At 62.4% G+C, this 16,155-nt stretch carries 15 protein-coding genes; 13 read left to right on the forward strand and 2 right to left on the reverse strand.

Features of this window, described 5'->3' with window-relative positions:
- A partial coding sequence (locus M2281_RS25320) for a hypothetical protein (RefSeq protein ID WP_280823984.1) occupies positions 1-851 on the reverse strand: 851 nt, incomplete at its 3' end.
- Between the two features lie 919 nt (positions 852-1,770).
- Here M2281_RS25320 and M2281_RS25325 point away from each other — a divergent pair.
- The 10 genes from M2281_RS25325 (at position 1,771) to M2281_RS25370 (ending at position 12,878) form a co-directional block, all read left to right on the forward strand.
- Positions 1,771-2,226: a VOC family protein gene (locus tag M2281_RS25325; protein WP_280823985.1), complete on the forward strand. Its 456-nt coding sequence runs from the start codon at positions 1,771-1,773 to the stop codon at positions 2,224-2,226.
- 655 nt (positions 2,227-2,881) lie between these two features.
- Positions 2,882-4,429, forward strand: a complete 1,548-nt coding sequence (locus M2281_RS25330; RefSeq protein ID WP_280823986.1) for an ABC transporter substrate-binding protein — start codon at positions 2,882-2,884, stop codon at positions 4,427-4,429.
- A 64-nt stretch (positions 4,430-4,493) separates the two neighbouring features.
- Positions 4,494-5,432 (forward strand): ABC transporter permease, encoded by a 939-nt coding sequence (locus tag M2281_RS25335; RefSeq protein ID WP_280823987.1) that lies wholly within the window; start codon positions 4,494-4,496, stop codon positions 5,430-5,432.
- Positions 5,433-5,491: 59 nt separating this feature from the next.
- Positions 5,492-6,295, forward strand: coding sequence for an ABC transporter permease (locus M2281_RS25340; protein ID WP_425537805.1), 804 nt, complete (start codon positions 5,492-5,494; stop codon positions 6,293-6,295).
- Positions 6,292-7,965 (forward strand): ABC transporter ATP-binding protein, encoded by a 1,674-nt coding sequence (locus M2281_RS25345; protein ID WP_280823989.1) that lies wholly within the window; start codon positions 6,292-6,294, stop codon positions 7,963-7,965. The genes M2281_RS25340 and M2281_RS25345 overlap by 4 nt, the downstream gene beginning before the upstream one ends.
- Positions 7,952-9,403 carry an amidase gene (locus M2281_RS25350; protein ID WP_280823990.1) on the forward strand — a complete coding sequence of 484 codons (1,452 nt, stop codon included), beginning with the start codon at positions 7,952-7,954 and terminating at the stop codon, positions 9,401-9,403. The genes M2281_RS25345 and M2281_RS25350 overlap by 14 nt, the downstream gene beginning before the upstream one ends.
- Positions 9,404-9,411: 8 nt before the next feature.
- The gene (locus tag M2281_RS25355; RefSeq protein ID WP_280823991.1) at positions 9,412-10,338 is read left to right on the forward strand and encodes a MurR/RpiR family transcriptional regulator; all 927 of its coding nucleotides are present in this window, start codon (positions 9,412-9,414) and stop codon (positions 10,336-10,338) included.
- A gap of 45 nt (positions 10,339-10,383) precedes the next feature.
- Positions 10,384-11,574 (forward strand): serine hydrolase domain-containing protein, encoded by a 1,191-nt coding sequence (locus tag M2281_RS25360; RefSeq protein ID WP_280823992.1) that lies wholly within the window; start codon positions 10,384-10,386, stop codon positions 11,572-11,574.
- A gap of 146 nt (positions 11,575-11,720) precedes the next feature.
- Positions 11,721-11,921: a substrate-binding domain-containing protein gene (locus M2281_RS25365; protein ID WP_280823993.1), complete on the forward strand. Its 201-nt coding sequence runs from the start codon at positions 11,721-11,723 to the stop codon at positions 11,919-11,921.
- A gap of 192 nt (positions 11,922-12,113) precedes the next feature.
- Complete coding sequence (locus M2281_RS25370; protein ID WP_280823994.1) at positions 12,114-12,878, forward strand: MarC family protein; 765 nt, start codon at positions 12,114-12,116, stop codon at positions 12,876-12,878.
- Between the two features lie 570 nt (positions 12,879-13,448).
- On the opposite strand, the gene M2281_RS25375 is transcribed toward M2281_RS25370, so the two are convergent.
- A complete protein-coding gene (locus M2281_RS25375; protein WP_280823995.1) occupies positions 13,449-14,285 on the reverse strand; it encodes a hypothetical protein in 837 nt (278 codons plus the stop codon).
- Between the two features lie 448 nt (positions 14,286-14,733).
- On the opposite strand from M2281_RS25375, the gene M2281_RS25380 reads away from it, so the two are divergent.
- The 3 genes from M2281_RS25380 to M2281_RS25390 all read left to right on the forward strand — a co-directional run bounded on the left by M2281_RS25380 (position 14,734) and on the right by M2281_RS25390 (position 15,880).
- The gene (locus tag M2281_RS25380; protein ID WP_280823996.1) at positions 14,734-15,012 is read left to right on the forward strand and encodes a SulP family inorganic anion transporter; all 279 of its coding nucleotides are present in this window, start codon (positions 14,734-14,736) and stop codon (positions 15,010-15,012) included.
- A 259-nt stretch (positions 15,013-15,271) separates the two neighbouring features.
- Positions 15,272-15,595, forward strand: a complete 324-nt coding sequence (locus M2281_RS25385) for a hypothetical protein (protein ID WP_280823997.1) — start codon at positions 15,272-15,274, stop codon at positions 15,593-15,595.
- Between the two features lie 72 nt (positions 15,596-15,667).
- Entirely contained in the window at positions 15,668-15,880 is a 213-nt protein-coding gene (locus M2281_RS25390) for a hypothetical protein (RefSeq protein ID WP_280823998.1), read from the forward strand.
- Positions 15,881-16,155 lie beyond the last annotated feature (275 nt).

Genomic DNA, 16,155 nt, shown 5'->3' on the forward strand with positions numbered 1-16,155 from the left:
TTGCCGCGCCAGCCTACGCCACCCCAGCCGACGGGACGGCCGATACCGAATGCGCCACCGCGCCAGTAGTTGCCGCGCCAGCCTACGCCACCCCAGCCGACGGGACGGCCGATACCGAATGCGCCACCGCGCCAGTAGTTGCCGCGCCAGCCTACGCCACCCCAACCGACGGGACGCCAGCCGATACCGTGCCAGCCTCCGCGCCAGTAGGCGCCGCGCCAGCCTACGCCACGCCAACCGACGGGACGCCAGCCGATGCCGTGCCAGCCGCCGCGCCAGTAGTTGCCGCGCCAGCCGACGGGACGCCAGCCCATACCATGCCAGCCACCGCGCCAGTAGGCGCCGCGCCAGCCGACGGGACGCCAGCCGACGCCGCGCCAACCACCGATACCGTATCGACCGCCGCGCCAGTACGCGCCGCGCCAGCCACCGATACCGTACCGGCCGCCACGCCAGTAGTTACCGCGCCAGCCGACACCACCGATGCCATACCGGCCGCCACGCCAGCCGACGCCGCCGACACCGAACCGGCCGCCGCCACGCAGGTAGTGGGCACGATCGCCGCCATCGCGGATAAGCTGCACGCCACCGCCAAAATCACCGGGCTTGCCCAACAGAACGGCCGACTGCAAACCACCCTGGTCGCAACTTGCAGCGGTGCAAGCAAGATTCCAAATGGTGCCATCGGTCATCGGTTGCATTGGAAGCGTACGCGCCTCGTCGCCCGCAGCGACCTTTGGCGCAATGTTTGGAATGAAGGCTGGAGCGGCCATTGCCGACGCTGAAAATCCCGACAGCGCGCCAATGGTCAGCATCCCCGAACATGCAAGTGTTGAGAGAAAGCGTCTCATTGTCGTTCTCCAACGGAAAACCGTCCGCTCGGCCAAGGCCTACGATGATCATGGGGAAGATGGGCCTCTACGCGATAACCGGGAGGGCTGGCCCCAAATCGGACGTCCCAAGCGAACGCATCGCGAACGGAATAGTTCCCCGGAACTGGACGTTCCTGAGACGCTTCATGAGCGTGGCCCCCGCCCCGGCAACCGAGGCGTTCAGGTGGGCGAGGCTCATTCTCAAGTGCAGTTTAGCTTCGACAGAACTGGTGGTCATGTCAGGGGAAACAGCGCATGCGCGAGACTCGCACGAACACGCCCGAATCGGAATCCCTGTCAGGACTCTAGCCCGCCGCCTCGGGCGATCCAGCCGGCACTCGAAGCCCAGATGACCAAGACGGCCAAGGCCAAGACGACAACGGTTAAGGGGAGCCGCAGATCATGCTCTCCAAGGCACCGGAGGTCGTGGCTGCAATCTGGGAGGCCCCGCCCACTGACCTCGCACCGACGGCCTCGTCGCCCCCCTATCCGTGGTCAATTTGCCACCGGAGTTGGATGAGCGACTCGGGAAAATGCGGAGACAGCGGTGCGCTGGAGTGAAGCCCTTGGTTTTGCAGTTTACACGCCTTCTCCTGTCGGGGCTAAAACGTGATGGCTTCTTCTATGGCGCGCCTTTGCCGAGGGGCCTGTGCCCTTCTTGATCATGCGGTCGCTGCCACCACCACATATGTCTCTTATGCGGTGGCGGGCGCTGTAGCGGCCAGCGTGCGCAAGGTCGGAAGGGCGCTGGAGTCATGCGGTGGCCGTTTCGAAGTGCAACCTGCCACCAAACCAACCAACCGCTCCTTGGAGCTTTTGCACCAGGTTCAAAATCAATGTATGCTGACTGACCCATCCTGACGAACGGAGAAATCCCGTATCCGAATTGGAGGCGTCGATGAACCCGGTACAAGTCGAGCAGGCAAGCTATCAAATGCCGCCGCAAGATGGGATTACGGTCGCACACTTCCTCACCGTTGCCGACATTGAACGATCGCTTCGATTTTACGAAACGGTCTTCGGCGGTCGCATTCTGAGCAGAGGCGACAGCAGCGGCGCGCCGGGCTACATCCAGTTCGCAAACACGTGGCTCATTGTTAACGTCGGGGGCGGTCCGACACCCGACAAACCATCGGTAACGCTCAGCGTCCCCACCGATCCCGACGCAGTCAGTAGCTTTATGAATATCCGCGTTGCAGATATTCAAGCATGCTACGACCTATGGCGACGTCGCGGAGCCGATTTTATCACAGAGCCAAAGGACAAATACGGAGAAACACGCTGCTACATTCGCGATCCCGATGGTTATATTATCGAAGTTGGACAAAGTAAGCCGGGAGTTGCTTTCGGCTAAACGGAACGACACATGAAAAAAGCCGTGGTGATCGGCGACACTTTGGCGACATGAAGTGCCGGAGGATTGATCCTCATCGACCGCCGCGGTCCACCAGAGCGGCCAAATCGCGGTAGCGCTGGACACTACTAGCATAGGCTGCTCATATGGATGGCCTTGATGGTCGCTTTGGCGATCTAGGGCATCACGCCGGCCGTCATGCCGTTGCGATTTTCCGGTGTCTGCTTTGGCGGATCGAGCGCGATGCTCGGCTTGTGGCGCAGCCATGCCCCTCGCGTGCGTACGGACAATGTCTGCTTCTGGGATACTGCGAAACAGGTCACAATGACCGAGATGGGCGCGTTGCCGCCCGGCAGCTTGGGGCCAATCCGCCGGCCCGCTTCCGAAACACATTTGGCTGAAGCGGACATTCGGGAAACGACCAACTCAGTCGTTCGACGGCCATCTTTACGGATCTGGAGAAACACCGCTCGTTGGCTAGGACGTGCCGCTAGCGGACGTATCCGCACAATTCCGACAGCCGTCCCCCTCACTCAGATGTCTCATAGGGTAAATGTTAAATTTTTCACTCACTGCTTGACCAATGTGATTAATATCACATAGCCTGCGCGAGGGTCCTGGCTGACCCCAAGGAAAAGTTCCGGAGGAGGACAAGATGAATTTTTGGAGCAGATCCCGCCTGCAGGCGTCGGGCGCGGCGTTGCGCGGCGCAGCCCTCCTGGTGATCGGGCTGGGCTCGGTGGTTCCGGCGCTCGCCGCCGATGTCATCCGCATCGTTTCGCCCTACCAGACCACCACGCTCGACCCGATGCGCTCGGCGGCCGCCGGCAACATCGAGACCTACGGCCAGCTCTATTCGCGCCTCTTGCTGCGTGATCCCGAAACCGGCGCGCTGGAGCCGGCGCTTGCCGAAAGCTGGGACATTTCGGCCGATGGCCTCGGCTACACCTTCCATCTGCGCGCCGCGCAATTCTCCGACGGCTCGCCCATTACGGCCGAAGACGTGGCCTTCAGTCTCGACCGCATCCGCAGCGACAAGAAGTCGGCCTATCCTGCACCGCTGGGCGCGGTGGAGTCGGTCACCGTGACCGATCCGAAGACCGTCGTGGTCAAGCTGAAATCGGCCTTCGCGCCCTTCCTCGGCAATCTCGAGATCTGGAACATGGGCGTCGTGTCCAAGGCCGATGTCGAAAAGCAGGGCGAGGAAAAGGCATTCTCCACCGCCCCCGTGACCTCTGGCCCTTATGCGGTCAAGGAATGGAAGCCCAACGAAAAGCTCGTGCTGGAGCCAAACCCGCATTATTGGCGCCAGGGCTATCCGAAGTCGGATGCCAGTGTCGAACTCATCGAGATCGCCTCGCCCGAAACCCGCATCGCCATGCTGAAAGCCGGCGAGGTCGACGTGATGCGTTATGTGCCATGGGCGCAGATCGACGATCTCAAGACAGTCGAGACCATCGACATGCGGCTTGAGCCCTCAACCACCATCTACATGACGCTGCTCAACCACAAGCGCGAGCCCTTCTCCAACCTGAAGGCGCGCCAGGCCGCCGCGTATGCCATCGACAACAAAGCATTGGCCAAGGCCGTCACGCGTGGCTACGCTGAGCCCGCCAACACCACGCTGCCGGGCAGCATCGATTTCCACGACAACGACTATCCGGGCATTCCCTACGATCCCGCCAAGGCAAAGGAGCTGCTAGCCGAGTCCGGAATGGCTGGTCATGAGGTGAAGATCCTCGCCACCGCCGCCGCCACCGAGCAGCAGATGGCGCTGCTGCTTCAGGCGCAGTGGCAGGCGATCGGCCTGAAGCCGGTCATCGTCAATGTCGACGGCGGTGCCTGGTGGGATTCCACCGGCAAGGGCGATTACGACGCGGCGGCCAACTGGTGGTACAACGAGACGCCCGATCCCGACCTCGCCGTACGCTGGGCGGTCTGCGGCTCCTGCGGCTCGAACTCCTACAACACCTTCTACGAGAACCCGAAGGTGGACGAACTCGTGGAGAAGGGGACCACAGAAACCGATACCCCCAAGCGCGCGGAGATCTACAAGGAGATCCAGAAGATCACGACCGAGGAGGTCGCACAGATTCCGCTCTACTATGCGCCGAATGCGGTGGCCTATTCCAAGCGTCTCGCGGGCATCAAACTGACGCCGTCCCTCCAGTGGACGCTGGAAGACACTTCGATCGTGAAGTGAGCCAAGACAGGCGACGCGCTTTCTGGCGAAAGCGCGTCGCCTCTGCTGGATACGGAGAACCGGATTGGCCCTTCTGCAACTCATTACGCGGCGCCTGATACAGCTTGCCGGCGTGCTGCTCGGCATCAGCGTCGTGACGTTCCTGCTGCTGCACATGGCGCCCGGCGACCCGGCGCGGCTTCTCGCCGGCGATCGGGCAAGTGCCGAAACCATCGCCGCCATCCGGACCCAATACGGACTGGACCTGCCGCTCTGGCGGCAATTCCTCACCTACCTCATGAACTTGTTTGCCGGCGATATCGGCCAGTCTCTGCGCTTCCAGCGGCCGGTTATTCAGCTCATCCAGCAATTCATGTGGCCGACCCTGTTCCTGACCATTTATGTCGTGTGCCTGGCCGTGCCGCCGACGGTCGCGCTCGCAATTCAGGGCGCACGCAAGCCCGGCGGGACCGCAGACCAGGTGATCCGACTCGTCGGCATCGCCGGCCTAACGATCCCGGTCTTCTGGCTGGGCATCATGATGTCGCGCTTCTTCGGCGTCGGCCTTGGGTGGTTCCCGGTATCGGGTTACGGCGTCGGATTTTCCGAACACCTCCATCACCTCTTCCTGCCCGCTCTTTCGACGGCCATCTGGCTGGTGCCGGTGCTGACACAGAGCCTGCGCGCCGCCCTGATCGAAAAGACCACGGCCGACTTCGTCACCGCCGCCCGCGCGCAAGGCGCAAGCGAGCGCGAGATATTCTGGCGCACCATCCTGCCCAACGCCGTGCTGCCGACGCTCAACCTGCTCGGCGTCATGGTGGCCTTCATGATCGGCGGCGCGATCATCGTCGAAACCGTCTATGCCGTTCCCGGCCTGGGCACGCTGATGATCGGCGCGCTGCTGGGGCGCGACTACTATGTGGTGCAGGGCCTCACGCTGGTTTTTGCGATGTCGACCGTCCTGGTCACACTCGCCGTCGACCTGCTCACCGCTTTCATCGATCCGCGCGTCCGGCTTTGAGGAGACCGCAAATGGCCGTGGCCTCGACATTCCCCCAAGCCGCGCCCCGCGCCAGCCGCATGACGCTCTCGATGATAGTGGCGATCGCCATCCTCGGCGGATGGCTGTTCCTTGCGCTGGCGGGCCCCGTGATCGCCCCCCACGATCCCGATGCGATCGACATCATGAACATGCTTTCGCCGCCGAGCGCGGAACACTGGTTCGGCACCGACCAGGTCGGCCGCGACATCTTCTCGCGCGTCCTGTTCGCGAGCCGGGTCGACCTGTTCCTCTGCGTGATCGGCGTTTTGCCGCCGCTTGTGATCGGAACCACGATCGGCCTGCTCAGCGGCTATTTCGGCGGCGTGGTCGACAGCCTGTTCATGCGCGTCTACGACCTGACCGTCGCCTTTCCCTTCTTCGTGCTGGTGCTGGCGATCGTCGGCGTACTCGGGCCTGGGCTGGTCAATTTCGTCATCGCGCTCACGCTCGTTGGGTGGGTCAGCTATGCGCGTCTGGTGCGGGCGGAAGTACTTACGATACGGGAAAGCGAATATATCCAGGCGGCCAAGTGCCTTGGCTATCCGGCCGTCGCGATCCTGACCCGCCACGTCCTGCCCAACGCGATTGGCCCCATCATCGCCTATGCGGTCAGCGATGCCGTGCTGGTGATGTTGGCGGGGGCGAGCTTCGGCTTCCTCGGCATGGGCGCGCAGCCGCCGCTCGCCGAATGGGGCGTCATGATCGCCGATGGCCAGGCCTTCGTGCAGCAGGCCTGGTGGATCTGCCTGTTTCCCGGCCTGGCCGCGATTTCGCTCGGCCTTGGCTTCGCCTTCCTGGGCGACGGGCTTGGACAGTTGCAGCGTAGGCAGGCCACGACATGAACCGGACAGAAACCATGACGCGGCCGCTGCTCGAGGTCGAGAACCTTACCGTCAGCTTCGGCGAGTTCGAAGCCGTCAAAGGCGTGTCGTTCCACCTGCAGCCGGGAGAGATTCTGGGCATCGTCGGCGAGAGTGGCTCGGGCAAATCCGTCACCTGTCGCGCCGCAATGGGCTTGCTGCCCGGTGCGGCAAAGGCCAATGGCCGGGTGACGTTGGCGGGGCGCGACCTGCTGACCCTTGGCGAAGCTGACTGGTGCACCATTCGCGGCCGCGACATCGGCATGATCTTCCAGAATCCCGCCTCGCATCTCGATCCGCTGCGCCGCATCGGCAAGCAGATCGCCGCACCGATGGTCCGGCATCTCGGCATCGGCCATCGCGAAGGAATGCGCCGAGCGATCCAGCTGCTCGACGATGTCGGCATCCGCGAAGCCGAAAAGCGCGCCCGCTCCTACCCGCATGAATTTTCCGGGGGCATGAAGCAGCGCGCGATGATCGCCGCCGCCATCGGCTGCGGGCCGAAGCTGCTGATCGCCGACGAGCCGACCACCGCGCTCGACGTCACCGTGCAGGCCCGCATCCTCGGGCTGCTCAAGGACCTCAACCGCGAGCGGGATCTGGCGATCATCCTCATCTCGCACGATCTCGGCGTTGTTGCCGACATCTGTTCGCGCGTGGTGGTGATGCGGAGCGGCGAGGTGGTCGAACAAGGGTCGATCAACGATGTCATCAACCGGCCGCAGCACCCCTACACGAAGCTGCTGATCGATTCCCAGCCGAGTCGCAAAAGCTATCCCGGCGCGAAGGCGGAGCCTGAACAGGCCGCGCCGCTGCTCAGCGTCGAAAAGCTGTCGGTGTCCTTCCCCGTCCGTCGCGACCTGATCGGCGGGCTGGTGGGCAGGGGGGAGTCATTCCTTGCTCTCGATGGCATCGATCTGCAGCTCGCCGCCGGTGAGACGGTCGGCATCGTCGGCGAAAGCGGATCTGGCAAAAGCACGCTCGCCCGCGCCATCATCCGCCAGAACAGGCCGAGCGATGGGGCGATCCGCCTCGACGGACATGATGTCCACGCTCTCTCCGGCGATGCGCTCACAGCCTTCCGCCGGCGCGTGCAGATGGTTTTCCAGAACCCCTACGACTCACTCAATCAACGCATGACGATTGCCGATGCGGTGGCCGAGCCGATCTGGCGGCACGGGCTTGCCGACCGCAGGACGGCGCGGACGCAGGCCGACGAACTGCTGGAAATGGTCGAGCTGCCACGCGCCTTGCGCGACCGCAAACCGCGCCAGCTTTCCGGCGGGCAGTGCCAGCGCGTCGGCCTTGCGCGGGCGCTGGCGCTCAAGCCGCAATTGCTGATCGCCGACGAGATTACTTCGGCACTTGACGTCACGACCCAGGCGCAGATCCTCGAACTGCTGCTGCGACTGCAACGGGAGCGCGCGCTGACGCTCCTCTATATCTCCCACGATCTCTCCGTCGTCAGCGGCATCTGCCAGCGCGTCTATGTCTTCAAGAGCGGCCGCGTCGTTGAAAACGGCCCGGCCCGACAAGTACTTTCCGCGCCACAAGATGCCTACACGCAGGAACTCGTCGGATCGCTGGCCCAGCTGGTGTCCGTGAACGCCGCTTCCGTCTCTAAACCGGTTTGGAACAATGCGACTCGATGAATATGTCACCTATGACGGAACCGGCCTTGCCCAGCTGCTTGCCAACGGCGAGGTGACGCCGAGGGAACTTGGCCATTGCGTCGAGCAGGCCGTCGCAGCGGTCAATCCGACGCTCAATGCGGTCATTGAACTTTACCCCGATGCGCTAAAAGCCCTCCCGGAGACCGCTTCCGCCGGTCCCTTCCTCGGCATTCCGACCTTGACCAAGGATTTTCCGATCGAGTCAGGCCGCCCGGCCGAGTTCGGCAGCCGGCTTGCCCAGGGCTTCCGCGCAAGCTCCGATGCGGTCTACTGGCAGCGGCTGCGCGCGGGCGGGTTGGTCAATGTCGGCCGTACGACGAGTTCCGAGTTCGGCGTACCCGCCGCCACCGAATCGCCTCTCTATGGCGCGACCCGCAACCCCTGGGATCCGGCGCGCGGCGTTGCCGGATCGAGCGGCGGCGCTGCCGCGGCGGTGGCGGCCGGCATCGTTCCTTTCGCGCAGGGCAGCGATGGCGGCGGCTCGATCCGCAACCCGGCTTCGTTCTGCGGCCTGGTCGGCCTGAAACCGTCACGCGGTCGCATCACCGGGTCGCCGAATGCCAATGCGCCCCTGCTTGGTCTGGCGACCGCTTTCATGCTGACCCGCTCGGTGCGCGACACCGCCGCGCTGCTCGACCTCTGCCATGGCCCCGATGCCGGCGACGGATACGAGATCGCGCGCCCCGAGAGCCCTTATCTGGAGGCCATGCAAAGGGCGCCGAAAGGGCTTCGCATCGCGCTCTGCACGCAATCCTGGTCGGGCGTGCGGATCGACCCCGAGGTCGCGGCCACGGCCAGATCCACGGCCGAACGGCTCGCCTCCTTCGGACATCACGTCGAGGAAGCGTCTCCCAGCTTCGACTATGCCGCCTTCCTTGAGGCGCAGAAGATTATCTGGGCTGCGGATGCCGCCGCCGACATGCCGGCAATGGCGAAGCGGATGAACCGCAACCTGGAGGAGACGCTGGGCGCGACCGTGCTTGGGCTCTACCGATGGGGGCTGGGACTGAGCGCCGCACAGCTCATCGACGCGCTTGCCGTTTACGACCAGGTGACGCGCCAGATCGGCCGTTTCCTGGCCGGCTATGATCTGTTGCTGACGCCGACCGCCACCATCGTGCCGGAGCCGATCGGCACCTTCGATCCCAACCGGCCCGGCATCGATCAGGACGGGGTGTTTGACGATCTGGCGCCGAAGGAGACTTTCACCGCGCTGTTCAACGCCACGGGGCAGCCGGCCATCTCCTTGCCCATGGAGCGTAGCCGCGACGGCTTGCCGATCGGCATCCAGCTCGTGGCCCGCTTCGGGCGGGAAGATCTGCTTCTTGCGGTGGCACGGCAACTGGAAGAAGAGGTGGCGAGCGGCCCGGGCATTTGGGGACAGGGCGGGCCGGCTGTGCACGCCGGCAACTTCTAGGAGCGGACATGTCTAAAGCGCGGAACGGCCAAAATGCCAAGGTGCAGAGCGGCAACGAGGAGAAAATCGACCTCGAGGCGATCCTTCGCGCGCGCATGTCCGACTTTTCGCCGTCCGAGCAGAACCTGGCCGCATACATGCTCGACAGTATCCAGACGCTGCCCTTCGAGACCGGCTCGAGCATCGCACAGGCGGTCGGCGTCAGCGAGATGACTGTGTCGCGCTTCGTTCGCGGTCTTGGCTTCGAAAACCTGCGCGACCTCAAGAACCGGCTGCGCGTCTCGGTTGCCGAGAAGGACAGCGACATCGACGACTACATGGCGCGGTTTCAGATGCGCGGCCGGCAGCAGGCACTACAGGAGAGCCTGCGTCTCGAGCTGGACGCCATCGTTAAGGCCTATGCGCTGACCACGACCGACATATGGGATGAAGCCGCGAGCGCACTTGCCAAGGCGCGCACCGTCTACGTCGTCGGCTTTCAGGCGTCCAAGGGCCTTGCGATGGATTTTGCCAGCCGCCTGCTCTGGGCCCGGCCGAACGTCATTTTCGTCGACAACGCAAGCGGCACCTTTGGCGAAATCATCTGCGCGGACCCGAAGCAGAGTCTAGTGGTGATGGTGGACACCGCCGCCTATGCAGCGCGCGGCATAAAGCTGGCTGAAAAGCTGAAGTCGATGCAAATGCCACTCATAATCGTCACGGACAAGTTCAGCCACTGGGCATTCGCCTATACGCGTTTCGTGTTCGAGGCGCACACGCATGTGAAGACGTTCTGGGATTCGACGGCCAGTCTCAGTGCCGTCCTCAACCTGATGATCGATGCGGTGGCCACCAAGCTCGGGCCGAAGGCCAAGCGCAACTTCGCGATGATGAGCGACATGGGCGGCCTGTTCGGCGAGTTCGTGGGCGGCAGCTATCTGCGCCGGAAGGATTGAGCCGCCGGCGGCTCCCGAATGAAAGACAGCGAAAGAAATCAAGCGATGACCAGCATTCCCCCGTTCCGCGACCCGACTATGCCGGGAGCAGCGACCATCCCCCGGCAGGACTGGGACCGCGCACCGTGGAACCGCTGGACCTTCCAACATGTACGAGACATGGTGCCGACGACCCAAGTCTGGCGCGGCCAGGGGCCGGCGAGCCCGCTGCCTGAAAATCTGCAGGACATCGACGCGATTGGTTTCGAGCTGGATGGCCGACGCGACACGATCGGCGGCTTCCTGGAGACGAGCTATACCGATGGCATGCTGGTGCTCCACCGCGGCAAGGTGATCACGGAACGCTATCTGAACGGCATGACACCGCGGACGCAGCATCTGTCGCAGTCGGTGGCGAAGTCGGTGGTCGGTACGGTCGCCGGCATCCTTATCGGGCGCGGCCTCGTCGACCCGGCCGCGCCCATCACCCAGTATCTGCCGGAACTCGAGGCCACCGCCTATCGCGGCGCGATCGTGCAGCATGTGCTGGACATGACCAGTGGCGTCGTCTTCGACGAGACCTACACCGCGCTCGGCTCGCATATGGCACAGATGGACGCCGCTTGTGGTTGGAAAGAGCGCCGGGACCCGAGCTGGCCGTCGCATGTCTGGGAACTCATTCTGTCGCTTACCGAAGCTGAATGCGCGCATGGATCGTCCTTCCGCTACCGCTCCATCGAGACGGACGTCCTGTCCTTTGTCTTGCAGCGCGTGACCGCAACGCCGCTTGCCGAACTTGTCAGTCGCGAACTCTGGGTTCCAATGGGTGCTGAGGAAGACGCTTATTTCACCGTCGATCCGGCGGGCTATGCGCTCGGCGACGGCGGCTTCAACGCGACCTTGCGCGACTATGCCCGCTTCGCCCTGCTGCATCTTGGCGGCGGCGAGATCAACGGCCGGCGCATCGTTCCCGCCGCCTGGATCCAGCAAACGCGAACTGGTGCCCGGCCGGAACTCTTCGGCGGGGTCTATCACGAGGTCCTGCCGGAGGGGGCCTATCACAATCAGTTCTGGATCGAGGACAGCGAACGCCGAGCCTATATGGCGCGCGGGGTTTTCGGGCAACTGCTCTATATCGACCCGGAGGCGGACTTCGTCGCTGTCATCCTCTCGAGTTGGCCCGAATTCGTCAGTGCCACGCGCACCCGCACTTCGCTTGCGGCAGTCAGGGCCATTCGAGAGGCATTGTCGTCATAGGGCCCAGCCTCGCAATTGCGATGGATTCCACGCCGGAAAGGTCTGAGAACGGAACTTAGCAAGTTGCTGGCTCAGCCGTTAGCTGCGGTAAAAAGTGGGGTCGTAGGGCTTCTCCCTCTGAAAGTTCTTTTCTGAGCGGGCTGTCAGTGCCTGGAGACATTCGCTTGGCGACGCTGGACGGCCTTCGCGCTCAACTTAGCAAGCCTTCTCTGACAGCGATTAATGATCAGCCGGCTGAGACAGCCGAACTCGCGGTAAAAATGCTCCTTCAACTCATCGAAAATCCTCTCGCCGCACCGCAGCGCGAGATCCTTCAAGCACGTCTCGTTATCAGGGAGTCCACGTAGGTCAGACAGATGAACTCGATTGTGGGGCTTCCCCCGTCGTCTTGAGGCCTTTGCCCGACTTGGCGTCAGCTTTGGATATGTGAAAATCGCTCTGCCCGCTCCGCTAGCGCATGGCCCGGCGATGCTAGTGCCGCTCGCCACTTCCGCCGAGCCAAGCACCATCCCTTGGGCTGAAGCACGCGATTTTCGGCCATGACGAATGAACCCTGTCTGCTGCTGCGACCTCTAAGCAAGGTCAATGTACCGGTCATCATTTTTGTCGCGGCCATGATGGTCTGGTCTCCCGCTTTCGCGCAAGGACTGGCCCCTGGGTCATCGGTGCCGCAATCGGAGTTCGGCGCACGCAAGATCTTCTTCATGCTGTTCCTGATGCTTGGACCAATCAAGATCTTGGTGCCCTTCGTGAACATGTCACGGAAGGCAGATTCCAGTTTTCGGCGGCGGCTGGCGACGCGAGCCGTTCTGTTTTCAGCAGCGGCTCTGGCGATCGCCGTTCTGCTAGGCCGCAGCATGCTGGAAAACTTCGAAATCTCAGTGCCGGTGCTCGCGATGACGGGCGGCATCGTTCTGTTTCTGGTCGCCTTGAGGACCGTTCTACAACAGTCGTCTGGCTCAGTTGAACGTCCGAAGGAGGATGAACAGCCGGCGGACCTAAGTCACGCCCTCACCCCGCTGGCATTTCCGATAATAGTCACGCCCTATGGCGTAGCGGCAGTGATCGTATTTGCCACCCTGGCGGAGCAGTACAGTTCCCAGTTTGCAGTGGGTGCAATTGTCGCCCTGATCTTGCTGCTCGATTGGCTGGCGATGCTGTTCGCCGAGTCGATATTGAGGTGGGTAGGAACCTCCCTTCAGGTATTCGCAGTCGTACTCGGGGTTACCCAGATTGCCCTCGGCCTACAGGTAATCCTGCACAGTCTGTGCATGGTTGGCGTCATTGCCGGCTGCCGCAACTAGGCACTAGAACCTCAAACTCCCAGTCTGGGACGCCTAGTATCAGGTGTATTGAGTTCAAACCGCAGTCGCCGGCCTGATATGGAGATTGGGCCTGCGCCCGGGCGAGGCGTTCAAGTAGGATTGCGAAGAACCATCAATGGTGCCACATGATCCCCTCGAAAGCGGCCTCGTACCCGCTCATCGAATAGCCCGCAGCAGATGCACGCTGACACGCTCAGGAGAGACGGCCGAAAAGCCGCAAAAAGAGCCCGCCGCCTCAACGTGGTGACGGGCGAATCCTTCCTCTGCGATCCAATCTCTGGCCTCGTGCACGGTAGCCATCGTCACGAAGCGCAGCCGCGCCTTTTGCTTGTCGTCGAAGGTCTTATGGAGGGCGGTTCCCAGGCATCGGCGTATTGCTTCAGACTGGCGGCCTGGTGCGCCATGTTGGTGGCGTGATCAGAGAAATCGGACTGATCGCTGCGCATCTTTTGCAGGTTTTCGGTCGCCGGGCTTCGGCCCGCCCCCTTATGGCCGGCTCAACTGCCGGCCACAATCTTTGCTACTCGGGCGTCAGTTGCAACGCCGCCCTCACCACCCACACTTGCCGAAGAGCGGCAGGCCAAAGCCAAAGAAGCCACTGCCCCAGTTGTTGTTCCAGTAATTGTTGCCCCAACCGGTACCGACTCCGTACACGCCAGTGTAGTTGGGGCCGCCGATGCCGTAGAAGCCGCCGCGCCAGTAGTTGCCGCGCCAGCCTACGCCACGCCAGCCGACGGGACGCCAGCCGATGCCGTGCCAACCGCCGCGCCAATAATTGCCGCGCCAGCCTACGCCACGCCAGCCGACGGGACGCCAGCCGATGCCGTGCCAACCGCCGCGCCAGTAATTGCCGCGCCAGCCGACGCCACGCCAGCCGACGGGGCGCCAGCCGATACCGTGCCAGCCGCCACGCCAGTAATTGCCGCGCCAACCGACGCCACGCCAGCCACCAATGCCGTACCGACCGCCACGCCAGTAGGCACCGCGCCAACCGACGCGACCGATACCGTGCCAGCCGCCACGCCAGTGGTTACCGCGCCAGCCGACGCCACCGATGCCGAACCGGCCGCCGCCACGCCGGTAGTGGGCACGATCGCGGCCATCGCGGATAAGCTGCACGCCAGCACCAAAATCACCGGGCTTGCCCAACAGAACGGCCGACTGCAAGGCACCCTGGTCGCAACTTGCGGCGGTGCAAGCAAGATTCCAAATGGTGCCATCGGTCGTCGGTTGCATTGGAAGTGTACGCGCCTCGTCGCCCGCAGCGACTTTTGGCGCAATGTTTGGAATGAAGGCTGGAGCGGCCATTGCCGACGCTGAAAATCCTGACAGCGCGCCAATGGTCAGCATCCCCGAACATGCAAGTGTTGAGAGATAGCGTCTCATTGTCCTTCTCCAACGGAAAATCGTCCGCTCGGCCAAAGCCTGCGATGATCGTGGGGAAGACGGGCCTCTACGCGATAACCGCGAGGGCTGGCCCCAAATCGGACGTCCCAAGCGAACGCATCGCGAACGGAATAGTTCCCCGGAACTGGACGTTCCTGAGGCGCTTCATCAGCGTGCCGCCCGCCCCGGACACCGAGACGGGCGTTCAGGTGGGCGAAAATGGCTCATTTGCAAGTGCAGTTTAGCTTCGACCGAACTGCCGGTCAGGTCAGGGGAAACAGAAGGTCCGCCGCGAATAAACCTCGCCGCAGAGACCCGAGGCGAGCCGCTTGATTGCAGTTTTTGGAATTCGGATTAGACTTGCAGTGAAAGTTATAGCTCTATCGTGATACGGATACATGGCGCCCGTGATCAGCGCCATGGGTCCGTTTAGGGCGCGGACGCAGCGATGACCGAACAATCGCATAATGCTGCCCGACTCTCACCAATCGTCAAACGACAACTGTTGCCCATCGTCGCGTGGCTTCCAGGCTATCAACGTGATTGGTTGGTGCCGGACATCCTTGCTGGGCTGGCTGTCTGGGCTGTGATGGTGCCGGAAAGCATGGCCTATTCGGGCATCGTTGGTGTGCCGCCCATCATGGGCCTCTACACCATCGTGCCGCCTCTCGTCGCCTACGCGATTCTGGGTACCTCGCGCCTGCTTGTCGTCGGCCACCGGTGTTGAGATGAAGGCTGCCATCCATCCCAAGGTGAGAGAATTGTAGTCGGCCGTTCCCTGAGAGACGATGGCACCCACGGTGAGCGCAGAAATCAGTCCGGTTGCAGTGTCCGGGTGCGACAGACGCCAAAGAGGAGAAAGAAGCATCCAATCAATACGGCAAGGGTGGAGGTACGCTAAGCGGGGAAAGCCCTTCCGGGAGACTGAGGCTGGCAGCGCGTCTAGCCTGGTTGCTGAAATCATGGGTAGCGGTTTAGATCTGGCCATGACATCCATCGCCGCCTTCATCACAGAGCTCATCCGCGCCGCAATCGAGGTACCCAAACTCACAATGTCGGAGCGTGCTAGATTGTTGCATCGCGCTGCGGCGACTATTGGGGACATCCGAGACGAGATCAACTATTCCGAGAAACCAGCGAACGATACCGGGGACCCGGAAGACATCGCGTATCTGCTGAACGAGGCGGCCGGCTTTGTCGACGAGTTCACAGATGCTGAATTGGCGGAGACCATCCTCGAGACCGTAGAAATCATCATGGCGGCGCAGATCCTGCTTGAGGAAAAGCGGAAGATCGAGGGACGGCAATAGGGCGGCCGGCAGATCATGACATGAGGGTTTTTCATCACTCGCTCACCGCATCGCCTGACTTGGCATCGACCGATGATCTGGCACGATTTAGGTGTTGCCACCTCTCGTCATCAGGATCGACGTCATCATCCGATGAACCCGACATTATCCATACGCGTGATTGTGCTGGTCATCCTCATCGCGACCTTAGCAATTGGCTCGGCCCTGCTCATCAGGCGCAACGGCAACGTGGTCGACGCTATATCGCCATGCGAGCAATGGCTGAATCCTCGCTGCGACCAGTGATCGACCTCACGATCTCTCGCCGCGGCGAAAGCTGGAGATTTTTTTTGGTGGGTGCAGACTTGGCTCCGGGTCTTCAGTTGCCGCTGAGCAACTCATAATGCATGACGCCAGATAAATTTCTGCGCAAGATAGATATTTTAAATATTCGCGTAGCGCGTCTACTTTTGTTGCAATGTATTGCGGGCGATTGAATATTGCGGCTATCTACCGGTTAGCGGAGGGAGCTATGACCGGACATGAGAATTCACCGGACTATGGCGGCGGAAAGCTTTATG

Source organism: Pseudaminobacter soli (ex Li et al. 2025), from assembly GCF_029892515.1.
Lineage (GTDB): Bacteria > Pseudomonadota > Alphaproteobacteria > Rhizobiales > Rhizobiaceae > Pseudaminobacter > Pseudaminobacter soli_A.